Genomic DNA, 22,976 nt, shown 5'->3' with positions numbered 1-22,976 from the left:
CTCTGTAGGAGCGAGCTCGCTCGCGATGGTCGTTAACGATAACGCGTATTAACTGGCTAAACGCGGCGCTCATGAGTCCATCGCGAGCAAGCTCGCTCCTGCATTTTCCAGCATTATCCCGTCAACCGAGTTTCTTGTTCACATCCACCAACAGTGTCTCGATCTCCTTGCGGCGCCCGGTGTCGGCGCTCTCGCGGCCAGGTCGAGGCGCAGCCAGCAAGGCTTTTTGCAGCGCTGCCCTAGCTTCGACATAACGCTTCTGACGGTAGAGGTGATCGCCCCAGAAGTACAGGCTGTCGATACCATTGGGGTTCATTTGCAATGCCAGCTTGAGTAACTGTTCGGCTTTGTCCGAATCGCCGAAACCGATGGGCCAACCCGGTACGCGGTCATAGAGTGCCCCCAGACTGGTATAGGCTGAACCTTGCAATGCCTTGGGGTCCAGTGTCAGGGCTTTTTCAAGGTCTGCCTTGGCATCCTTGACCTTGCTCAGCGCCCCAAGCCCTCCCTGGGCGCCCGCCCAGCTACTGGTGACAATGCCAGACCAGATCCAGGCCTCAGCCAGCGTTTGGCGTTCCAGCTTGAAGCTCGAAGCCTGGGCGGCCAGTTTTTCAAAAGCCGCGGTTCGTTGCCCTTCGGGCAACTCGTATTGAATATGCGCCCAGCTTTGCTGGATACCGTTGAGACGCTGCTGGTCGGCAGCATCCAGCGCCCAGACACTCTGGCTCAATGCGCCGAGCAGCAGGCAAGCGATGATCGTTTTCATGGTTCGAGATTCTCCTGGTCGGTTTTCTGGCTCAGGCGGCGGATCAGTGGCAATTGTTTGCGCAAGCCACGGTCCACCAGATGGGGCAGGAGGCTGTTCAGCCGTACAAAAAAACGCTCGGGCCAGCCCAGGTACAAGTCGCGACGTTCACCGGCAATGGCGTGAATCACCGCGGCCGCCACGGTTTGCGGATCATCGACATTGGTCTTGAGCGCATCGTTCAGTGCCTGGGCCGCCGGGCTGTTCATGCTGGTACGGGTTGCTCGCGGGGCAACGTAAAGCACACTGACCCGGGTGTCTGCCAGTTCCCGGCGCAAGGCTTCGGAGAACCCGCGCAGGGCGAACTTGGTGGCGCAGTAACTGGCGTAACCGGGGTAGCCAATGGAGCCATAGGTCGAACCGACGTTCACCACCATGGCACTGTCGGCTTGCTTGAGCAGTGGCAACATCAGTTTTGTCAGGCACATCGGCGCGCTGATGTTCACCGCGAGCATCGAATTGATCTCGCTGTCGTCCAGCTGTTCGAGCATGGCGAAATGATTGACCCCGGCGGCATTGATCAGCAGGTTGATACCGCCGATGCTCTGGGCCCGCGCCAGCACCTCGCGGCGGTCGGTGAGCAGCGTCAGGTCCGCACGGACCCAGCACAGGTTCCGGGGATAGAGCTCAAGCAGCGGCACCAAGGGTTCCCGATGTCGAGCCACGGCCAGCACCTGGGCACCACTGGCGCACAGTGCGGTGGCGATGGCCAGGCCGATGCCGCCGCTGGCACCGGTCAATACGACGCGAGCTTCAGACAGGCGCATGCAGGTTCTCCCCGTTACGCGGCAAGCCACGAAACATATCGGTGTAGAGCCGGTACACCACTTTGGAGGCATGGATGACGGCAGCCTGGTCGGCCGGGTCTTCAAGGCTGTTCATCAGTCGACGGTAGGTCTGCATATGTTCGATATCCAGCGAGCCGTGAGAGCTGAGGTAGCTGAAGGCGCTTTCCGGCAAGTCCAGGCGCTGGCGAATACTGCCGGCGGCGTGGGTGGCCAAGGCGATGCTCGTGCCTTCGAGCACATTGACCATGCCGAACAATCCCACCGGATTGTCCCTGGCGATCAGGTCGTAGAGGAAGCTGACCATCAACTCGATCGGCAATGACGGGCGCCCGTCGCGTACAGCGTCCCTGTCACCGCCGCAGGCTTGAATGTCATCGAGTACCCATTGTTCGTGGCCGTATTCGTCCTCGATGTATTCACATACCGCTTTGCGCAGCCATTCCAGACGCAATGGCAGGCGCGCACCGCAAGCCATCATCAACGGCACGGTATGGCGCACGTGGTAATAGGCCTGTGCCAGAAACGCCCGGTAACTTTCCAGGCTGACGTCGCCCAGCAGCGCATCACGAATGATCGGCAGGTTGAACAGTTCAATACGTTCTTGCTCAGTGGCTTGTTGCAGCCTGTCAAAAAAACTCATGGTGCGGATTCCTCGGAAAATGCAGATTCGCTCAGTTGCCCCCGGTAGCGCTCGACGATGGCATCACGGCGGGGCCGGCCATTGGCGGTGAGCATGCCGTTGGTGGCAGTGAAGGGTTGGTCGAGCCGGCTCCAGTGATGGACCTGGGCGTATTCGGGCAACGCCTCATTGGCCTGAGCCACGGCGGCGGCCAGTTGTTCGTCAGTGCAGTCCGGGCGATGGGGCCAGAGCAGCGCATGGTTGCGGGGCATGGCCTCGCCATGGACGAAGGCCTGGGCGACAGGCCCGCGCTGGGTCAATTCGGCTTCCACCCATTCGGGGTTTACGTTGCGACCGAAACTGGTGACGAACTGATGTTTCTTGCGTCCCTTGAGGTAGAGAAAACCTTCGGCGTCGAACTCGCCGAGATCGCCGCTGGGCCACCATTGGGCGGTGTGCGGCGCCTCTCCCAGATAGCCCAGCAAGGTTGAACCCTTGATCAGCACTTCGCCGTCGTCCGCCAGGCGAATCTCCACATGGGGCAATGGCCGTCCGACACTGCCGGGACGCCGTGCTTGCGGGCGATTGAGGCACACCACCGACGCGCACTCGGACAGCCCGTAACCTTCATAGACGGGGATGCGCAGCCGTTGAGCGCGATTCAGTAGATCTTCGCTGACCCGGGCACCGCCCACGGCGGCAAAGCGCAGGTGCTGTGGATCGAAGGCCTGCAGCTCGGCAGCATTGACCAGCATCAGCAATAACTGCGGTACCAACACCAGACTCTGGGGCGATCGGCTGGCCAGGCAACCCAACAATGTCGGCACATTCACACCACTGGCGCCCTCAATCCCCAGGGTTTTCTGGCCCGGCAGGCTCAAGGTGGCGCCGGCATACAATGCGGCGTAACAACCGATGTTCTCCAGCAAAATGGCCAGCGGGAGCAGCGCCAGGTGATGTTGCGGATCGGTGGGCTGGCTGGCCAGGTGGAGCTCGCGAGCGACCCGCAGAATGCTGTCGCCACTCAAGCACACGCCCTTGGGTGTGCCTGTGGTGCCCGATGTGAAGGTCAACTTGGCGGTGCCTTCAGGCATCCGGTTCGGGCCACTGACGGTGCGGTGCCAGAACTCGCCGCGCTTCTCATACCCGGTCGCTAGCAGTTCGTCGTCCAGTTGCGGCTCGGCAATGACGAGTTCGGCCTGGCTCTGCTCCAGGCAATGCTTGCGTTGCGCCGGACTGAAAAAAGGCGGCAAGGCCACGCAGGTCAAACCCTCGAACAACGCGGCCAGGTCCCAGAGCATGGCTTCGACGCCATTGTCCAGGGCCAGGCCGACCACCCTGACCTGTTCATCGCGCAGGCGCTGCTGGCGATAAATGACCTGGGCATACAGCGTGGCGTAGTCCACCTTCAGATGATCGCCCCACAAGGCAATGGCATTGGTTTTTTGCTCGGCATGATGACGCAGGGTCTGTTTGAAACGCTCCATTTCAGGCGACATGGCAAGACCCTTCAATAGAGGTTGGCAAGCCCAGGCGACTGAACAGGCCGATGTTGCGCAAATGGATGAAACCGGAGCGGATATTGCCGAAATGAACCCACGGCTTGCTTTCGTAGTAACTGCCCCAGGCGTGGCGGTCCTCGCCCAGACGCGCCGGGTCGGCAGCACACAGCGTCACGGGCTTCAAGCCAAGGCGATGAAAGCTGTTGACCAGCCCCAGGTTCCCGGTGAAGGCGACCCATTCCAGCCCCCCCATGGCGAGCAGGTAGGTCATCGCGATGATGCTCATCCGTGCGCTGCCGGTGTCGCTGGCAGCCAGGTTGCCTACCTCGACAATGGCTGAGCGACTTACGGTATGGTCGGCCGCGGCACTGATCAGCGGATCGATCGCCTCGTCCAGGTAACCTTCCAGAAACAGCGGCCCGGCGCTCGCCAGACGTACCCCGACCACCGCACAAAGCGCGCCGGACGCATCGCTCATGCCAAACAGCTGCGGCATGAAATGGCGAATATCGGCACCGTGGGCCTTACGAAAACGTTGCTGGATAAAGGCTTCGAATGCGCTCCGTTGCGGGGCGTCCGGCAAGGCCTTGACGAGATACATCTGCTGCGCTTCGGCCAGGCCAAAGTGCAGCGGCAACTGAACGTTCCAGTTGAAATCGGACATTGAAAATCATCTCCCCCGGATCAATTGGGGGAGAAGTATCAAAGGCATTTCTTAACGAAGTCTGAAGCTGACAAAACAATAGTCGCCGCAGGCACCGGTACAAGGAATGTCGAACGACGCTGGAGTGCTACATTCCGCCGGGCTACAACGTGTAGGAAACACCAACCTGCACGGTTCTCGGCGCCCCTGGATAGGCGTACACGTTGCCGAATGCGCCCTCTTCATAATCTTCGTCCGTCAGGTTTTTCACATCCAGGTTGAGCCTGATCCTGTCGTTCACCTTGTAGTAGCTCAGCAGGTCCACCACGGTGTAGCTGCCCATCGAAAACGCCGTGTTGGCCGTTTGCCCTGCACGCTCATCGACGTACTTGAGCCCGGTGCCAAGCCCCAGTCCCTTGAGCGCGCCATCCTGGAATTCGTAGACATTGAGCAGGCTGAAGCTGTGCTGCGGGATGTTCATCAGCCGGGTCCCGGACTGAATGACATTGTCCTTGGTCACTTCGGCATCGACATAGGCGTAACCGCCGATCACCCGCCATTGCGGGGTCAGGTTGCCGGCAATATTCAGGTCCAAACCACGGCTGCGCACCTCGCCTGCCGCCACGCTGAAGGTCGAGTCCACAGGATCGGTGGTGAGTACGTTGCGCTTTTCGATCTGGTAGATCGCCGCGTCGACACTCAACTGACTGTCCAGCGCCTCCCACTTGATACCCAGCTCATAGGACTTGCCCTTTTCCGGTTCGAACCCACCGCCCTGGCGACTGGCGCCGGCATTGGGCTTGAACGAGCGCGCCGTGTCGGCATAGATCGCCACGGTGTCGGTGAGGTCATAGGTCACCCCGACACGCGGGGTCACCGCATTGTCGCTGGCCTCCCAGCTTCTGCCGCCTGGCACAAAAGTTTGGTAGTCATGCTCGAAGCGCTCGAAACGGGCCCCGGCCAGGACTCGCAAACGCTCGGTCAAGGCGACCTGATCCTGGACGAACGCCGCGTAGGTCTTGAGGTTTTCCTTGTCGTTGGTCGGGGTGCGGGTCAAGGCTGGACGCGGCTGGCCGTACACCGGGTTGAAGATATCGATCGGGTAGGCACTCACCGCGCCGCTCGAACGCTGGATGATCGACTGGTAGTCGTAATCCTCGTACTCGACGCCGGTCAGCAGGGTGTGATCGAAACCGCCCTCGGTGAAATGGCCGGTGAGGTTGAGCTGGGTGTCTTTGTCCGTCCACTCCAGCTTGCGGTAATTGAAGTTGCGGCCCAGGGTGCGTCCGTCCGCGGCCACACCGTTGGCTTCGACCGCATTACCCTCGAGGGTCCCGTCGAGCCATTGGAATCCGCCGCCCAACGTCCAGTTATCGCTCAGCAGATGCTCGAACCGCAGTTGCGCCATGTTGTTGTCGTTGTGCAATTTGCCAGCGTCTTTTTCGCCGAAGAAGGTATCGCGCGAGGCCGTGCCGATCTGGTTTGGAAAGCGCGTCAGGCCGCGATCGAGCGGGTGATTGTTGCGCATGAAGTCGCCTTCGAAAATCACCTTGGTGTCATCGGTGGCCTGCCAGGACAGCACCGGTGTCACGCCGTAACGTTCTGTTTGGACATGATCGCGGAAGGTATCTCCGCCCTCGCCCACCACATTCAGGCGATAGGCCAGGCGCCCCTCTTCGTCCAACGGGCCGGAGGCATCCAGCGTGCCGCGCTTCATGCCCTGGTCATCGAGTTGGCTGCCCAGGGTCACCGTGGGCACGGCCAGGGGTTGTTTGGAAATGACGTTGAAGGTACCGCCCGGATCGCCTCGGCCATAGAGCATGGTCGCCGGCCCTCGCAGCACTTCCAGTCGCTCGATGGTGTTGGCATCGGGCATGTTCGGATAGCCACGGTTGATCGGAAACCCGTTGCGATAGAACTCCCCGGTGGTAAAGCCGCGCACGGTAAAGGTCGTCAGGCCCTGGCCGCCGAAATTGTTGGCCCGCCCCACCCCGCCGGCGTAATCGAGGGCGTCCTGCAACCTTGTGGCACTGATGTCCTCCACAACATCCCGGGTCACCACACTGATGGACTGGGGCGTTTCGTGGATCGACGTGTCGGTGCGCGTGGCGCTGGCCGAACGCGTCGCGCGATACCCGTCCACGGGTCCCATGGCGGTTTCAAAGTCTGCTGTGCCAACGATGTCAGTCGCTTGCAACTCCAGACTGGATTTATCGGTAGTTGCTTGCTCCGCCCAAGAGGCAGCGGAGAATGCCTGAAGCACGCAAATAGACACCAGAGTACGACGCATCTAGGAAACCTTGTGAAAATAGCCAAATGGGGCGGCATACATGCCAACAAATTGCGGCGCATGGTATACCACGTCATCACGTTTTGATACGTATTCTCATTTGTATTTTCTGAAGGTGACCTGCGTCATTTCAAATCGCCGCAGCCTCAAGCCCCGCCGGCCCCGCACACTTGCACCCGGTATTGGGGGATATACCCCGTCATTGGGGCATTCATCCTGGCTGACCCTACGCAAGCGTAAAGCCAGCGGATAATGGGGGCGTGGCGTAGAGCCACTAGTCGCTTCCTGTCAATTTTGGTGGGAAATTTGCATCGTTTTCATCCCGGCTCGGAGTCAAATGTTTTACCAGCCGGGACTGGAAGCAGTGGCTCGTAACCCAGGTACTGCCACACTCCGAGGAACACGTCAGAGGTGTTTGCGATGAAACTAGATGCCGGAAGGCTCAAACCTAGTCCATTGTCCAAAACCAGGCTGGCGCTGAGTATCTCTGCTGCCGTGATCGTGTTTGGGCTGGGTTTGTCCCAGACCCGGGCAGCCCCCCTCGACAACACCGATCCACCGCCGCCCACCGACCCATCGGCGTTCACCAACCCGCCCGCCGACACCGATGCCGCATTGCGGGACTTGCTCAAGCCGCCTCTCGCAAACGTCGGGGCCTTCGACCTGCCTAATGGTGTGGTCGGTAACCGCCGGACCCCCTTGGTCGACAATGTGCTGCCACCCGATCTGCAGCCCAGCTTCAATATCCCCACCAACGGGAACGCCAGCCCGGTGTTCGGGGTTCAACCGTTCACCCAGAAGCTTGAACTGTTCGAGGAGTTCGGCTCGAACAAACTGGATGCGACCGACCCGCCATCACCCGTTCCGTTTCCGGTTCCGACGCTGGGACCCGCACCGGCGCAAGACCCGTTGAACGTGGCGCGAAGCGGCCCGTCGCCGGCGGAACTGGATGCCTTTCTCAGGCAGCCGGCCTTGACGCCTTTCCCGACAGAGTTCTCCAATGTGTTGGACCGCAACCCCTGGAAGGCGCAGATCGAGCTTTTCCTCAATCGCCGGGTCGATTCGCCCGCAGAAGGCCGGCCACCGGGAAAAGGCTGGTCGCACCAGCGTTTCAATGAGTTTTTCCCGCGCGACGCCTTCAAGACTGTGCAAGCCGGCGCTCACGTCAACAGCGGCCTGCGTGATCGCATGCAACGGCATAACTACGCCGTGGGGGAATTTGCGCCAGGCGGGCTCTACCACAACACCAACGGCAACCCGAACAACGAGGGCACCACCAAGGGTATTCAAGTGCAGTTTCACGCCAACTTCCCTGTCCAGGACCATAATGCGTTGTGGACCTTCGACGGCACCTTTCCGCCCAAACTGCTTTTGGTACGCTATGGCCAGGCGATGCTGATGCGTCATTACGATGCCTTGCCCATTGACCCGTCCGCCAACCGGGGCTTTGGCCTGCACACTCTCACCACCCATGAACACAACGGCCACACGCCCGCGGAAAGCGACGGTTTTACCAACGCGTTCTTCTTCCCGGGCCAGTACTACGACTATCGCTGGCCGATCCAGTTGGCCGGTTACGACACCATCAACACCACCGCCGAGGACCCACGGGCAGCATTCCCGTGCGACCCCGGTGAAACCCTGTTCGTCAACGATGCAACGCCAGGCCTCAAGACGTGTAACAACGGCACCATCAAGATCCGTGGCGACTGGCGCGAAACCATGAGCAGCCACTGGTTCCACGACCACATGCTCGATTTCACCGCGCAGAATGTCTACAAGGGCAATGCGACGATGATGAACTACTACAGCGCCGTGGACCGTGGCAACGAGGCGGTTGACGACGGGGTCAATCTGCGCTTGCCCAGCGGCTCTGGGCTGGGCTGGGGTAACCGTGACTATGACGTCAACCTGATGATCACCGACAAGGCCTGGGACCAGGCCGGTCAGTTGTGGTTCAACCCCTTCAACACCGACGGTTTTCTCGGTGACCAGGTGCTGACCAACTGGGAGTACAAGCCCTTCCTGGACGTACGCGCCCGCCGCTACCGTTTCCGCATTCTCAACGGATCGGTTTCTCGCTACTTCAAGCTGGCGGTGGTGCGTCAGGTCAATGGCAATGGTGGCGAGTTTCCAGGCCTGAACGGCTCCGGAGTTTCCTATGACCGGGTGCCGTTCCACATGATTGCCAACGACGGCAATATCATGGAGCACGCGGTGCCGTTCGATGGCAGCCTGGACCTCGATGGCGACGGTGACACACAGAACCATAACGCCATCCTGCCGATACAGGGCATTTCCGAACGCTATGACATCGTCATCGACTTCGCGAAAAATGGCATCAGCCCGGGCGACAGGATTTTCTTCGTCAACATCGAAGAACATCAAAACGGCAAGCGTCCCGAACGCGACATTCCATTGGCCGATGTCCTCTCCGGGAACTACCTGCCCGTTGTCAGGCAAACCAGCCAGGGGCCACAGTGGGTCAACGGTGATCCGGGCGTGGGCCTGTTCCTGCAACTGAACGTCCAGCCTTACACCGGCCAGGATGTCAGCATGAACCCGGTCGACTTCGAGCCCGCCAAGCCCGGCAAGCCCGAGGGCAAGGTCATGATCCCCCTGCCCTTGCACCGTGATGACCCCGCCGATATCGCCCGGCTTGCCCAGGCGCGGCACCGCACCTTTATCTTTGGCCGCTCCAACGGCACGGATTTTACACCCTGGACGATCAAGACCGATGGCGGCCAAGGCTTCAACATGGACCCGCGGCGGATTTCAGCCGCGCCGCAATTGGCCACTGGCCCGACACCGGCGGGGTTCAAGGGCGAAGGCACGCTGGAAGTCTGGAAGATCCAGAACGGCGGCAATGGCTGGAGTCACCCGGTGCATGTGCATTTCGAGGAAGGCATCATTCTCACTCGAGGTGGCAAACCACCGCCCGAATGGGAAAAAGGCGCGCGCAAGGATATCTACAATATAGGCCGCCATCCCGAGAGTCTCGACAATGTGGAAATAGCCTTACACATCCGTGAGTTTGCCGGTACCTACATGGAACACTGCCACAACACCCAGCATGAGGACACGGCGATGCTGCTGCGCTGGGACTCCGAGCACCCGGGCCAGATCCAATTGATGCCCACACCCTTGCCCAGCTGGGACGGCGTGAAATTCGTGAACTCGGTTGCGCTACCGACATTCCGTACGGGAGATGGTGTCGGGCCACAGGTCGGGGGTCAACGATAACCAGGAAGATAGCAGCGGCAGTGGAGACAGCGGAGACAGCGGAGACAAAGGCTAGCGTCGTCTGTCGAACGGCTGGTCATGTCGTCAGCAAACGCAAAGAACCGGCTGCATGATCGTTTCAATCCCATAGCCGACTGTCATCACGGTCGGCTATGGGGCGGTAGCTGCCCCTCGTCAGAGGCAGAAACCGGTCGATTCTGTTGAAAAAGTCTGATTTTCAGCCGGCCTGAACTCAGGTACGACCACCACCGGAGAACCTACTCACCACATTGAGTGGTTTTTCGGCCCTTCGTTGATCTTTGCTGCTTTGTTAGTGGGTTAATTTGGGGGTTTTACTTCGTGCAGGCGCACCTATCCCGTGAGCGGCGGCCCTTGAGAGGTAAATTTGGCCAGCCGTCGCAGGTTCTGCACTGCGGCGGCCAGGGTGAATTCATCAGTCGCACCACTCATGCCACGTAGGCGCAAGCGATCCAGTTTCAGGATGCGCTTGAGGTGGGCAAACAGCATTTCGACCTTCTTGCGTTCGTGGCGAGAGCACACGTACTCCGGCGTTGCGGCAATGCGTCGAGCCACGTCACGCGCGGCTTCATGGACGCTGCGGACGATCTTGCGAATCGAAGTGTTCGGGCAGCACTTGGCTTTCATCGGACAGGCAGCGCAGTCAGTCTGTCGGGATCGGAAGATGATGGTGTTGGCTTTGGTGACGTGCGAACGCTCGTTCTTGAAGGCTCGCCATTCGCTGCGTAATACGTTGCCGGCTGGGCAGCGGTACTCTTCGGTCTCTTCATTCCAATGGAAGTCGTTACTCGAAAAGCTGCCGTTCTTGCGCTCAGTTTTGTCCCACACTGGCACATGCGGCTCGATGTCTTTTTCCTCCACCATCCAGGCCAGCATCGGCGCGGTTCCGTAAGCGGTGTCGCCAATCAGGCGTTCCGGCTTGATGTCGAACTGCGCTTCGACCCGATCGATCATGGTCTTGGTGCTCTCGACTTCTGCGGTTCGATGAGCCGGTGTGGGTTCCACATCCATGATCACGCCATGCTCGGTATCGATCAGATAATTCGTGGAGTAAGCGTAGAAAGCTGGGCCGCCTGGAGCAGCGGTCCAGCGGGCCTGAGGATCCGTCAGCGACAGGCGCTTCGGTAGCGTTTCGGCCAGAGCCTCTTCATCGAGGGCTTCAAGGTACTCACGCACGGCGCGGGTGCTCAGGGTCGGATCGCTCCAGTTGACCGGTTCATCACCTGGTACGCCGCGCTGCCGACTCGCATCCGCTTTGATAATGCTGGCGTCCACGGCAAATCCTTCGCCTTTAACCAGTCCGGCGTCCATACAGCGACGCAGCACTTCATTGAACAACCACCGAAACAGATCGCTGTCCCGAAAACGGCCGTGTCGATTTTTGGAAAAGGTCGAGTGATTAGGGACTTCATCCTCAAGGCTCAACCGGCAGAACCAGCGATACGCCAGGTTCAAATGGACCTCTTCGCACAATCTCCGCTCCGAGCGAATGCCGTAGCAGTAGCCCACAATCAGCATGCGGATCATCAGTTCAGGATCAATCGACGGACGCCCAATCGGGCTATAGAAATCGGCAAGATAATGGCGCAGGTCGCTCAGATCGAGACACTGATCAATGCTGCGCAGAAGGTGATTGGCTGGGATGTGATCTTCAAGGTTGAACGAGTAAAACAGTCGATCCTGCCCACTCGATAACTGTCCCATCATGCTGTGTGCTTCCCTGCTGGCCAATGCAGAGATTTTGCCGCAGGCCAGACAGAGGAGCTACTTTTTCAACAGAATCGGTCAGTAGCGGTCAGTCGCTCAAAACACTTAAAAACCACTGATTGCTAAAGTAATCAGGATCCGAAAATAGCTCACTCGGTCGAAGGGACGGATGCTTTGCTGCCCAAGCGGATCAGTTCATTGGAGAAACACAGGCCGACGATGATCAGTGCCGCTCCCGCGTACAGGCTTTCGCGCGGTACTTCATTGAGCGCCACAAACGCCAGCAGCGCGGCGAACAGTGGCTCGGTCAGCTCCAGCGCCTGCACTTGGGATGGCTTGAGATACTCGATGGCCTTGGTGGTGCAGAAAAAGCCCAGGATTGTCGGCAGCGTGGCCAGCGCCAGCAGCGCGGCGATCGCCAGCGGCGATAGCTCGCCCATCGCGAAACCATCGGCCGCAGCCGGCATCAGCAGGTACAGGCTGCCAAAGAACAACAATTGTCGGGTGAAGTGCAGCCCCCCCGACACCCCCATACGCTTCATGGCAACCGAAAAGGCCCCATAGCCGCAGCCGGCCATGGAGGCGAGCGCAGCACCTTGCAGGGTAAAGCCCTGCTGCAGGTCGCCGCCGAAGATCACCGAGATCCCCGCGATAGCCAGTGCGGCGCCCACGGTAGCGTTCGCGGTGATGGCATCCTTGAGGAAAATGCGCCCCAGAATGATCGAGGAAATTGAGGCACTGGCCATCAGCACCACCACCACACCTGCTGCAGCGTAGTGTCGATAGGCGGACGTTTCGAAATGGAACAGCACAAAGATGCCAAGGAATGCGCAGATAGCCGCCTGAGTCCACTTGGTCGACGCCGCCGGGCGCTTGAGGAAAAACAGTAAGATCGAGAGAAGCACGCAACCCAGTACGGTCTTGATGACGGCGACACTGCTAGCGGTGAAACCATTACTCATGAGTACTTTGCTGAGTACACCGATCGTTGCGTTCAGTGCCGCAGCGGAGAGTGCAAATATGACGCCTTTGCTGAAAGTAGATTGCATGGATGACGATCCCTGTCGCTGATTTGTCGTTCGATGGAATGCCGCCCCACATCGACGGCGCAAAGTTCGAGGATACGAAGATCCCACCAACCCCGGTATTTATTCTGGCATAAGCGCTGGATCGCCCAGTAGTCCGCTATTCGCTTTCGTGTCGCCGCCAAGGGCGAAGTCAGCGGGCCTTGCCCTTGGCTATGCAATATGAGTTGACGAACGCTGCGGTGTGCTGCAAAGACTGGCGTATATCCGGTTTGGCTATTCCATGCCTGTTGGCAAATTGCTCGACCGCTGCTGTATCAAAACGAGTGGTCTGGATAAAGTCCAAGGCTTCGGGTTTTGTATTCAAAAACCACGCGACGGGAGGAATACTCAGTAGTAATTTCAGCAATCGGAGTGAAATGTGATGCTTGGGAGACTTTAAGCCCAAAGGTTGTGCCACCTGTATCAGGAGTTCTCGCAAGTTGGGAGTCTGGTCATCAAGCGCCAGCAGTTCCTGGCCCACCATGGCAGGATCAAAAGCACAAACTGCCACCAGTTCAACCAGATAATCCACGGTGACCAATGGCAGCCAGTGCTCGGCGGTACCGGGCACCGCAGTCAGCTTTCCCTGTACAAGGTTGCGTATCAGCTCCACCAGTGGCTGACCGTCAAGGATATGCCCCGTGCGGCTGTGGCCGCAAACCGTCGCGGGGTGGACAACGGTAATCTCCCCGCCCTTGGCGGACATGACCTCCAGGGTCGCAAAATGCGCCTCCAGCTTGCTCCCCTCGTAACCACCGACATGCCGGTAGACGGCAGGCCAATTCGTCAGCTCCGGATAACGAGGATCAATCCCGATGCGTTGCAGATGTTCATGATTTTTCAGCATGTAGCCGCCGATCATCACCAAACGGCTTTTTTGCTCAGCCGCCAACAACGCCACGCGCTTTGCCCCTTCTACATTTACCGCACGAGAATGCTCCACTGAAAGCCCCCATGCGAAGTGGGCGCCCAGGTGGAATATGACTCTGGCGCGCCTTAGCACTTCTCGGTCAGCAAGACTCAGCCCCAGGTTGTCCCGTTCCAGATCGCCAGCTACGGCAAATACCCGGGTTGCGCATCCTCCCAAATTATCGACTTGCTCCCGCAGCGCAGCCAGTCGCTCCGGGCGACGCATCAACACCCGAATGGTGTGACCTTTTGCACTCAGGTACGCCACCAAATGTTGACCGACGAAGCCGGTACCCCCCGTAACAAAGCACTCCACGCTCATTTCCCTGTTCCTTGTTTAAGGTGAGAAATCAAGCGTAAACTATCGACCCAACTCTACAGTCAAGCGGTGTTTTCATGAAAATCGGCGAACTCGAGGCCCGAAGCGGCGCCAGCCGCCATACGTTGCGTTACTACGAGCAAATCGGCCTGATCTCACCGCTGCGGCAAAATAACAACTATCGCGTTTACACAGTGCAAACTCTGCAGGATCTGGACTTTATCCAGCGCGCGCAAAGCATGGGGTTTTCCCTGGGGGAAATAGGCGAGATTCTGGATGCGCAGCGGAACAAGCTGATCGATTGTGCTGACGGCGCTAAGCTAATTGAAAAGAAGATGGCAGAAATCAAACAGAAAATCGCCAACCTCCAAAGCATTTATCAGTATCTGGATGAAGAGCGTACAAACCTCGAAGCCAGTGCTGCCAAGCAACTTGAACTTCAGCGGCTGAACAACTCTTCCAACTGAACTGTCAGCATCCGGGAAACGGAAGCTGCAGCCTGCTTCCAGTTTCAAGCCAATCGCAGGTCCTAGCCGAGCCGATCCCGTTAATATGGGCAAACTGGTCACCTATACAGACATCGAGCCCTGGCGCTCTATTTTCGACGTCGATGCCGCTGACCGTATCGTGCCTTACCAAGGTAACTGCCATACGACCAGATAGCCTGGATATCAGGGTGGTGGAAAACCGCCATGAGGAGACATTGGTTTGGTACGCAACAGCAGTGTGATCGATAGAGCTAAAATCATGATTTTCATCAGATTTATATGTACTCGCCCCCTGACCTTCCTCGTCTTGTTGTTCGGGCTTGGATTGGGATGTGTGCCATTCTCTCAGGCTTCGGCGTACGAAAACTGCCCTCCCGAGATGAATAGCCGAGCAGGGGGCTTTGTTAGTTGATGTACGCGGAGATTGGTCTTCCCTTTTTAAGCATCAGAGCGTCTTCGCTTCTTGTGATGATGGTGAGCTTGGCGAGGGCTACTCTGAAGCCGTGGCGAACCTCTTCGCCCAAAAATGGGATCAGTTTAGTACATTTGTCGCACTTGCAAAAACACACCCCGACTTTAAAAGTTGGGCAATACGACATATCGACGCGACTGTCTCAGATGATGATCTGAATAGGATTATATTAAATTCCAATACATGCAATAATAATACAGCCATGGAAAAACTTTGCAGGGTTATTCGGCAGCGTGCTGCAAATGCCTTGATGGAATCCGAACGGATGCGACGATAACATTTGCGGGATAGTTTCTATGTCAAAGACACTCCATTAAATTATGTTGACCCACTTGGTCGCTATCTGCCAATTTTGAGTCCAGTGCTGCTCCTCACAACAGGCGACAATTGGCCAAAAAGAGATGTTCTTGAAAACCGTCGACTGTAATAGATCCATGAGTCTCAAAATCAGAACAACTAACTTCCTGGCTATTCATTTTCTCTCCCCACAGAAAAAACTCTTGAAAAGTTAGCCAGGCACCAATAAAACAGCGCAAACCCATACCCCAAAAGCATAGAGGCCGCGATGCCGGCCGCCCTGCTTTACAATCTATTTCGGGACGTATTTGGACAGGGTCGCCTTAAGTGCCTCGGTAACAAGAGCAATCAGAATTGGCTCGGAGCTCGACTGCATATCTCTACCAATTTCGGATTGCTGTTCTATCACTTTTACCGCGTATTTTGATGCACGGCCTTCAGATACGAGTGATGACAACTCTTCTTGAGAGAATGACTTCTCATAGGCTGCTGCAAGGTTCTCATCCCACTCAGGCTGATACTGCGGCAGCAATGCTTTGATTTCACTAGACACGGCACGGTTTGCATCTGCACTTCCCAGCTTCGTGGCGATCATCACGTAGGTATTCGTTCTTTTCGCTGCCGAAAGTGCAAGGATAGAGAGGTTTCTGCCTATCTGTGCCTGGGCAACGAATGTGCGAGCATCCTTATGAGAGGGTGTTTCAGCAGACACTGTATTTGAAAGCGCGACGAGCACTGTGAGCACGATAGTGGCAGCAGAAATCCTTTTCATTTTCCAGCTCCACAGGGGGGAAATAAGTGTTTCATCAGCGTAGTTTCATCCCGAAGGTTGTGCCACTTAATGACCACTGCTGTGGCAGGCGGTTTGAACACGGCGAGACTGTGAATACCCTGGTTGAGGAAACTTGAATCACGCCGGATTTTTAGGCATTACGACGACATGTTCATTCCCTGTAGTAAGCGCTGGCGTCGTCGAGTTTCAACTTCGAGGGTACCGCCTGCTTCGCCGTCTCGGATCCGGTCGACAGGGGTACGCTCTGCGTGACGTTGGCCATCCGGGTGATTTCCACCTGCACTTTATCCTTGCCGAGCAGGTAGTCGGCGAGTTTCTGGGAAAACGGCCAGTAGTTCAGATCGGCTGTCAGGGTCAGCGGTCCGACGGCGTCGGCCGGCACCAGGAAGGAAAACTCTCCGATATCGTAGCCCTTGGGCAGAATGCGGTTGTCCGAGAGAATCTGCGTGGCATTCCAGACCTCGACGTCCAACGGATTGCCGTCCTTGTCGCCGATGTGCACCTTGAAGTTTCGCGTGTTGACCTCGGTCTTGCCATCCTTGATCGACCCCAGACGATAGATCTGACGACCATTGGCATCCTGCACCCGGAAATCGATCCACATTTCCCGGCCCTCGGGAAAGCCGGTCGGCAGTTTGTGCCCGGCGCCGACGTTCGTCACTTTGACGGCTACCGAGGTGTATTGCCCAGGCGTCATGGCTGCCGGCACTTGCTCGAACTTTATGTCCCCGGCACGCGCAAGCATGTCGCGTGCGCGTTGCGCGCCCTCCTCCTGACCGAGATGCTTGAGCATCATCGCGTTGGCACCGCTGAACCAATGCGAGGCAACCTCTTCGCGATCTGGCCCCATGATCGCGGCCTTGCCCGCAAAACCCGGCATGTGGCAACTCTGGCAAGTCACATTGTTGAGGCTGTAGCTGCTCTCCTGCCATTCGTCATAGGTGCGCTCCACCGCCACGCTGCTGAAGGGGTGCGTGACGTTGTGGCAGGTGCCGCAAAAGTCCGAGCGGGTGTGCAGAGCGGAATACACAGTGTCGTGATAAGGCGAAACCGCATCCTTGCGCGGGCCGAACTTGGTCGGTTTACCGTTCGCTCGCGGACTCAGGACATAGGCGCCATTATCGAGGCCCGTGCGGGCACTGATGTTGTGGCAGGTCTCGCAATCGACCCCGGGCATCGGATGATTCCTGGCACTGTCTTCAATCGAGGAGCGGTTGACTTGCGAAGTGATCTGCCCGGTCGTGAGACCGATCGGGGTATGACAGCCGGTGCAGAAGTTATCGACCTTACCCTCGGTGGCCGTACTCGCACGCTTGAGCAAGGCCCGATAGATGGGCTCATCCCAGGCCTGGGACATCATCGATGAACGCCACTGTTTGTAGATCTCCGTATGGCAAGCGCCACAGACCTGGGCATTGTCGAAGTCCTTCACATTCAAGACCAGATTGCCGGTGGTATTGGCCCGATGGGGAAAGAACGGCATCCCGCCAATCACATGCATGAGCCTGGAGCGTGCCGGCTCCAGCCACTTCTCATTGCTTTGATTGTCATTGCCCTGAGGCTCGTCCGCCGCCACCAGTGTTACCGCGAGCAGGCAGGTTAGAAAGCACAACCGGTGCAGCACAACCTGCGCACACGTATGTCTGGAGTGGCTCATGAGCATTTCCCCTGGATGGTTGCCCGCGGTACTTTTATTGAGTAGCCCAAGTCTCGAGTCGCCAGAGCTACTTCGTGATGCAAACCGATGGTTACAGGCAATCACTCAATGGCGTACTGACAGTCCCACAGCATCCCGACCCTGCACCTTGCATGAACGGGGCAAGCTCACTCAGCAATTACTCTGCCAGCGTTGTATAAAATGTGCGCGGAGACCTGAAAGACCCGCAGACATAGGCCAGCGACTGAAGTAACTGGCTAATGAAGATGCAAATAACGCGGAGCAATAGAACCCATTAGTGGGGGGGCTCACTCCGAAATCGGGGGGGTGTCAGACGGGAGGGCCAGGGCTTCTCTGCGGGGTACCCCTCGGAAATCCCGGCCCAATCACTTTACTCGATACGACTTACTCTCTGTCCTTGGTCGACCGAATGGACGCATGAACGCGATTAACGAACACGACAGTCATCCCCCCCATCGATCCGGCGATGCGCGAACATATCAAGGTGCATCCGGGGCTCATCGAAGCCGAACATCAGGTGCGAGTAGTGGATGCCTGCGAGTCCGGTAGCCGTGGCTGGGGTTTTACTTCACCGGACAGCGATTAGACGTGCGATTTATCTACGTACATCCGCTGTCCTGGTAGCTGCGCGTCGGCCCTGCCTCCAAACACTGGCTTGCGGTACTAATCGAGTCGAGCTTGAGTTCAGTACTGCCGGCATCAAACAGTAACAAACTGTCCAGCCACACCGGATAGGGCGCTATCGGCGCTTGTTGGATGATTTTAATCAGGTGCTTGTCTGTATTGGTCAACCCCAGAGCCCACCCGCCAGGGCAAGCGTCGCGGCCAAGGTAAACAGTAACAGGGCGATACGGTGCCACTTGGATCCCGTAGACACTGTCGGTACTTCGGGTATAGGCCGGACGGGCGGAATCACCACGGGCATCACAAACGTAAGCGCCGGTACCCTGCCGGGTTGCGGCACCCTTTCACCTGCATGGATTTTTTGCTCCAGACGCTGCATCAGAACGCTCACTTGGTGACGTAACGCCTGCAACGTGACCTGCGGAGCGTGCGTCTTACGATCCAGTTGTGCGTTTAAACGTGCCAGCTCACTGTCCAGGCGCACCAGGAAGAATAACGTCTGTGTCGTCATTTCCAGGCTGCGTAGCAACGGCTGCAGTTGGGTAAACAGCCAGGCCAGAATATCCAGGCGCACCGAGGCCATGGGCGGCCACACGGTCGGCCATTCGCCGCACAGCGCCGTAATCAATGCCACTCCTTGCGCCATGCCCTCCAGGCCTTGGAGCTGGCTACGAGCCAGAGCAAAAGACGCAGCAGTTTGCAGCTCTGCGCCGTTGTTGTGAAACAACGTCAGACACAACTGCTCGACCTTCGCCCAGTCGACATCAGGGCACGCCGGATGGCTCAGCTTGGCCAGCTCGTCACGCAGCACGGTGAATTCGCCGAAGCCGGACGGGTCACCGCCGACCCGGATACGCATTTCAAATAACGCCGTCATCCAGCTTCCTTTCCGTACAGGTTTACGGCTTGGGCAGGTAGTTCTGCCGCTTCAAGTGACGCACCAACACTTTGCCTTCGGGCGCCAGGGTCGTACCGAAGGTCACCCGCTCGCCCCCTTTGAGTTGTACGTCCAGGGCATATTCCAAATGACCCGGCTGGGTCTGCGGCAGCAGTTCGATATTCACGGCAGCCAGGCGTGGCTCGTACTTGAGCAAGGTATTTTTCAGCGTGCCCATCAGCCCATGCGCAGCAGCGGGCAGTCCTTGCAGGATCAAACCCATGTCCGGGAGGCCGTAGTCCGGTAAGTGACTGATCGATCCCGCCCGGCTGTTGAGGATACGTTGCAGGTTGTCCAGTACCGACAGGGTGTGCTGGTCTTCTTCCCGGACACGGTACAGGTCTAACTCGCCGTCGAAGTTCTGCAGCAGCATTTCGTAGAGCGAAGGGTTCAGATCGCTCACGGCTTACTCCTTCTCCAGGGGGTGCAGGGTCAGGCGGTTGTTGCCCAGCTCGATCACCCGTGCCCGGTCTGGGTCCAGGTCATCGCGGCTCAACGTCAGGCGCCAGGTATTGTTTTGCGTATCAGGCGTGCGAAACAATGCCACTACGGTCACGAACTGCGCGTCTTTATTCAGGGACACATTCAGTTCTGCGCCCTCTCCGGGTTTAACCACTAGCGCTTGCTGATCCAGTAGATCGGCGCGCAGCAAGTTATCCGCATCGCTCAGCACAGTATCGTAGGTGGCCTTGTCCACGGCGTTGTTGTCACGTAATTGATACACACGTACCACCGTGGCTACTGATAAGCCACTCATGTCCGTCACGTCGGTGTTCATCGCCGCTCGACCGGTAAAATCCAGGTGCAGGACTTTGACCTGTTTGTAGAAGATGGCCTTGACCATGGACGCAGTGCCGTCGGTTAGGGTCTGAGTCAGCCCGCACCCACTCAACAACGCACTGAGCAGCGCTACCTTCAATAGATTAAAAACGGTACGTGACATGCTGCGTCTCTCTGTACTGAGGATTGCTGTGCAGGCCTTGGTAGCGGCCCAGATTGATGGTGATGGTGTCGTGCTCTCCGACCTGCCAGGCCTCGCTGCCCAGGCCCAAAACGCCGGTCATGCCCAGCAGCACAGGGCCGCCGCCCAGTACCGGTTCAGGCAGGCTGTGTATCGGCAGGGACAGCTGTAATTTCGCGGTGCAGCGCCAACCGAGATACACCCGCAGCAACACCAACAAGTCTTTGTGCAACTGATTGCCTGGCAACCAGCCACGTGCCTCCTTGGTGTCCTCGGTGAATAGTGCCAGGTGCAACTGGCTGTTGGCATCGAAGCCGGCGCTGCCCAATGGCGTGCCCTGGGACAAGCTCACCGGATGAGTAGTGGACAAACTGGCCGGCTGTGCCAGGGCCACTTTTTGTGGCCAGTGCGGCGTCACCCGGGCATGGGTGTTGGGAGCCAGTAACGTGACCAGCGCGCTGATGCCTTCGGCGTTGCGGGTAGGTAGGCGCATCACGCTGAGCAACGCCAGAAAACGCGATACAGGCGTAGCGATCTGCTGGGCGGTGCCGGGAATGCCCAGACCGATCAGCCCCAACAGGCATTGCGAGGTCGCGTCGCTACCGCCTGTTTCAAACGTCGCCGGGTAGGAGTACTTGCGCCAAATGCGATAAAACTGGGTGAACATCCGATGGTTGAATATATCGAGGAACGCTTCCAGTGCCTCATGGCCTTCACGACGCTGGGTGATGTCGTCCAGGAAGGTCGTCGGCATCGGCGAGTCGACGCCGTACAGGCCCAACAAGCGAGTGCGTACCGTCGCAGGACGCTCAGGATGGGCTTCATCGGTTTCGATGGCTTTCAGTTCACCCGCAGGAAACCCCATGCCAGGATCGGGCCGAAAGCGCACCGCATCATCCGCCGGGTGGGCGGTGCTGCCCAAAGGTGGATGATCGGGCAACGCCTGTTCCAGCAACTGACAGAAGCGGTAGAGGTTGGCCTCGGCGACCCGTCCGTCCAGCGCTTGCAATAAACCCGCGGCTTTTAGCCGGGAATACGCTGACTGTGGTTCTCGTTCCATCGTAGGCACTTTCCAGTAGGTTGCAGGATCAGCGTGAGCTGGTTGAACAAATGAATGTCGGCATACAGGCCAAAGAAGCGATGGAGCATCTCGCCAAACAGGCTGATGTCGCCCTCCCCTGAAAAGCCATTGGCATCCAGGGTGACTTCGATATCCACCCCGCGCAGCAGAAAGCCTTTCTCAAAGCGCTGAACCAGATGATGGCGAACCTCGACAATCGCCTCCAAGCGGCGTCGGTTCAGCTCGCTGCCAGTCCAGTCGTACAAGGCCAGAGTGCCTCGCAGCACTTCGGCACTGTCGAGCATCGGCAGGAAGTTCGATCCCAAATGACTGAGCACGCGCCAATGAAAACGCTCACGGTTGGGCGGGTAGCGCGGCAAGCTGGGTGCACACAGATTGCGTACCCGCAGGCCGGTCTGGGTGGACTGCGACAGGGTGTCGAGCAAGGTACTCTGCAGCGCTTTACGCGGTAGCAATCCATTGGTACCGGTCAGTCGCAACGACAGACTTTCACTGTCACGCAGCTGATCCTTGTCAAAGCCATCACCGCCCAGGATCAGCCAGGTGTCATGCAACCCCTTGGCAGAGCGTTTCAAACGGGTATGGAAATAGCGCTCAGGGGCATCGTCACGCAGCATGCCGCCCTTGTGACGAAAGCTGGTGAACGGTACATAGTCCTGGCGCACGGCGTTTTTTGACGAGGTGACTTGGTCGACCGAATAGATTTCGGTGTGACCATCCTGCAAGCGCATGGGCCGCAGCAGGTAGTCGGTTTGCAGTGGCGCCAGGGTCAGCGGGTCGGCCTCCAGCGGGAACAGGTTGATCACCGGCACGGCATGCAGGCGAATGTGTTCGCTGCTCACACTGAATTCCTGAGGCCATGCCTCGCGCAGCACCACCTCCAGTTCGAACCAGGGTGTACCGGCAGCAAGGTTCAGGTGCTCCAGGCCACAGAGGGTCACGAACATGAACTTCTCGCGAAAGGTGAAGTATTCCAGCAGCAACTGATAACCGCTGAACGCGCTGTCACCCTTGGGCCACAGGCGATCCTCATCAGCGAAGCCCTTGGGCGCAAAATGGCCCTGCATCGCATGGCGTTCCTGCTCCCCCGGCAGGCGTACGTACACCGCCTGAGTGTTCAGGGTCAACGCCTGGTGCAGGGCACTGGCCAGCGGTGCATCGGCATTCAGATACAGCGGCAGGCGACTGAGGTCGATCTGACTCCAGTCAGTCAACGCGCCACAGGCAAAACGCAGGCTGAGCCGCGAACGACCGTCTGACTCGTAGGCCAGGCGCACCGATTCCAGGGCCAGCGGTTGCAACGTCAGGTCCTGGGTGGTGGTGTACCGGCAGCGGGTATGTTGCGGGCCGATGGGTTGCGACAGCACCTCAAAACCCTTGCCGATCGACTCGCTACGCTTCATCTGTGCCAACTCGGGCACCAACTCGATGACCGACAGCGAAGGAATGGTGCGTAAGTAATGCGGCCACAGCAGGCTGACCAACCCCTCGGTCAACTCCGGCAAGTCATCGTCGAGCTTTTCTCGCAGACGCCCCATCAAGAAGGCAAAGCCCTCGAACAGGCGCTCCACATACGGATCTTGCGCGCCCGGTTTGTCCAGGTTGAGCTGGGCCGCCCGATCCGGGAATGCTTCGGCGAACTCCTTGCCGGCCTCGCGCAGGTAGCGCATCTCGGCGTCAAAGTAACGCAGTGTCAAATTGTCCATGCTCACAGAAAGTGTCCTGATGAATGAGG

19 protein-coding genes are annotated in these 22,976 nt (G+C 58.2%); 3 read left to right on the top strand and 16 right to left on the bottom strand.

What is annotated here, in order from left to right:
• Positions 1-121: 121 nt before the first annotated feature.
• The 6 genes from BSF44_RS02450 to BSF44_RS02425 form a co-directional block, all read right to left on the bottom strand.
• Positions 122-766 (bottom strand): tetratricopeptide repeat protein, encoded by a 645-nt coding sequence (locus BSF44_RS02450; RefSeq protein ID WP_095942109.1) that lies wholly within the window; start codon positions 764-766, stop codon positions 122-124.
• Positions 763-1,572: an SDR family oxidoreductase gene (locus BSF44_RS02445; RefSeq protein ID WP_095942108.1), complete on the bottom strand. Its 810-nt coding sequence runs from the start codon at positions 1,570-1,572 to the stop codon at positions 763-765. Before BSF44_RS02445 ends, BSF44_RS02450 begins: the two co-directional genes overlap by 4 nt.
• Positions 1,559-2,233 (bottom strand): TenA family transcriptional regulator, encoded by a 675-nt coding sequence (locus BSF44_RS02440; RefSeq protein WP_095942107.1) that lies wholly within the window; start codon positions 2,231-2,233, stop codon positions 1,559-1,561. The genes BSF44_RS02445 and BSF44_RS02440 overlap by 14 nt, the downstream gene beginning before the upstream one ends.
• Positions 2,230-3,711, bottom strand: a complete 1,482-nt coding sequence (locus BSF44_RS02435) for an AMP-binding protein (RefSeq protein WP_095942106.1) — start codon at positions 3,709-3,711, stop codon at positions 2,230-2,232. The genes BSF44_RS02440 and BSF44_RS02435 overlap by 4 nt, the downstream gene beginning before the upstream one ends.
• Complete coding sequence (locus BSF44_RS02430; protein WP_095942105.1) at positions 3,701-4,378, bottom strand: thermostable hemolysin; 678 nt, start codon at positions 4,376-4,378, stop codon at positions 3,701-3,703. The genes BSF44_RS02435 and BSF44_RS02430 overlap by 11 nt, the downstream gene beginning before the upstream one ends.
• A gap of 142 nt (positions 4,379-4,520) precedes the next feature.
• Entirely contained in the window at positions 4,521-6,647 is a 2,127-nt protein-coding gene (locus BSF44_RS02425) for a TonB-dependent siderophore receptor (protein WP_095942104.1), read from the bottom strand.
• Positions 6,648-7,067: 420 nt separating this feature from the next.
• Between BSF44_RS02425 and BSF44_RS02420 the strand changes: the two genes are divergently transcribed.
• Positions 7,068-9,890: a multicopper oxidase domain-containing protein gene (locus BSF44_RS02420; protein ID WP_256588939.1), complete on the top strand. Its 2,823-nt coding sequence runs from the start codon at positions 7,068-7,070 to the stop codon at positions 9,888-9,890.
• 351 nt (positions 9,891-10,241) lie between these two features.
• On the opposite strand, the gene BSF44_RS02415 is transcribed toward BSF44_RS02420, so the two are convergent.
• The 3 genes from BSF44_RS02415 to BSF44_RS02400 all read right to left on the bottom strand — a co-directional run bounded on the left by BSF44_RS02415 (position 10,242) and on the right by BSF44_RS02400 (position 13,913).
• The gene (locus tag BSF44_RS02415; RefSeq protein ID WP_095942103.1) at positions 10,242-11,615 is read right to left on the bottom strand and encodes a transposase; all 1,374 of its coding nucleotides are present in this window, start codon (positions 11,613-11,615) and stop codon (positions 10,242-10,244) included.
• Positions 11,616-11,764: 149 nt separating this feature from the next.
• The gene (locus tag BSF44_RS02410) at positions 11,765-12,664 is read right to left on the bottom strand and encodes a DMT family transporter (protein ID WP_008023518.1); all 900 of its coding nucleotides are present in this window, start codon (positions 12,662-12,664) and stop codon (positions 11,765-11,767) included.
• A gap of 169 nt (positions 12,665-12,833) precedes the next feature.
• The gene (locus BSF44_RS02400) at positions 12,834-13,913 is read right to left on the bottom strand and encodes an SDR family oxidoreductase (protein ID WP_095942102.1); all 1,080 of its coding nucleotides are present in this window, start codon (positions 13,911-13,913) and stop codon (positions 12,834-12,836) included.
• A gap of 74 nt (positions 13,914-13,987) precedes the next feature.
• Here BSF44_RS02400 and BSF44_RS02395 point away from each other — a divergent pair, with 74 nt between their 5' ends.
• Positions 13,988-14,377, top strand: a complete 390-nt coding sequence (locus BSF44_RS02395) for a MerR family transcriptional regulator (RefSeq protein WP_095942101.1) — start codon at positions 13,988-13,990, stop codon at positions 14,375-14,377.
• A gap of 1,082 nt (positions 14,378-15,459) precedes the next feature.
• Here the strand turns inward: BSF44_RS02395 and BSF44_RS02390 are convergent.
• Both BSF44_RS02390 and BSF44_RS02385 read right to left on the bottom strand, forming a co-directional pair.
• On the bottom strand, positions 15,460-15,939 hold the full coding sequence (locus BSF44_RS02390; RefSeq protein WP_095942100.1) for a hypothetical protein: 480 nt from the start codon (positions 15,937-15,939) through the stop codon (positions 15,460-15,462).
• Between the two features lie 172 nt (positions 15,940-16,111).
• Positions 16,112-17,617 carry a multiheme c-type cytochrome gene (locus BSF44_RS02385; protein ID WP_095942099.1) on the bottom strand — a complete coding sequence of 502 codons (1,506 nt, stop codon included), beginning with the start codon at positions 17,615-17,617 and terminating at the stop codon, positions 16,112-16,114.
• Between the two features lie 487 nt (positions 17,618-18,104).
• Here BSF44_RS02385 and BSF44_RS02380 point away from each other — a divergent pair, with 487 nt between their 5' ends.
• Entirely contained in the window at positions 18,105-18,224 is a 120-nt protein-coding gene (locus BSF44_RS02380) for a DNA polymerase beta superfamily protein (protein ID WP_371918208.1), read from the top strand.
• Positions 18,225-18,425: 201 nt separating this feature from the next.
• Here BSF44_RS02380 and BSF44_RS02375 read toward each other — a convergent pair whose 3' ends face one another.
• Genes BSF44_RS02375 through tssF form a run of 5 tightly spaced genes read right to left on the bottom strand, consistent with a single transcriptional unit; the run spans position 18,426 to position 22,953 of the window.
• Complete coding sequence (locus BSF44_RS02375; RefSeq protein WP_095942098.1) at positions 18,426-19,139, bottom strand: type VI secretion system ImpA family N-terminal domain-containing protein; 714 nt, start codon at positions 19,137-19,139, stop codon at positions 18,426-18,428.
• A 22-nt stretch (positions 19,140-19,161) separates the two neighbouring features.
• Positions 19,162-19,602, bottom strand: a complete 441-nt coding sequence (gene tssE / locus BSF44_RS02370; RefSeq protein WP_095942097.1) for a type VI secretion system baseplate subunit TssE — start codon at positions 19,600-19,602, stop codon at positions 19,162-19,164.
• 3 nt (positions 19,603-19,605) lie between these two features.
• Positions 19,606-20,142, bottom strand: a complete 537-nt coding sequence (tssJ, locus tag BSF44_RS02365; protein ID WP_095942096.1) for a type VI secretion system lipoprotein TssJ — start codon at positions 20,140-20,142, stop codon at positions 19,606-19,608.
• A complete protein-coding gene (gene tssG / locus BSF44_RS02360; protein ID WP_095942095.1) occupies positions 20,123-21,220 on the bottom strand; it encodes a type VI secretion system baseplate subunit TssG in 1,098 nt (365 codons plus the stop codon). The genes tssJ and tssG overlap by 20 nt, the downstream gene beginning before the upstream one ends.
• Positions 21,184-22,953, bottom strand: coding sequence for a type VI secretion system baseplate subunit TssF (tssF, locus tag BSF44_RS02355; protein ID WP_095942094.1), 1,770 nt, complete (start codon positions 22,951-22,953; stop codon positions 21,184-21,186). Before tssF ends, tssG begins: the two co-directional genes overlap by 37 nt.
• Between the last annotated feature and the right edge of the window lie 23 nt (positions 22,954-22,976).

This window comes from Pseudomonas sp. ACN8 (assembly GCF_002303925.1).
GTDB lineage: Bacteria > Pseudomonadota > Gammaproteobacteria > Pseudomonadales > Pseudomonadaceae > Aquipseudomonas.
Note: the sequence above shows the minus strand (reverse complement) of the source record. Positions and strands in the feature narration are given on the sequence as shown.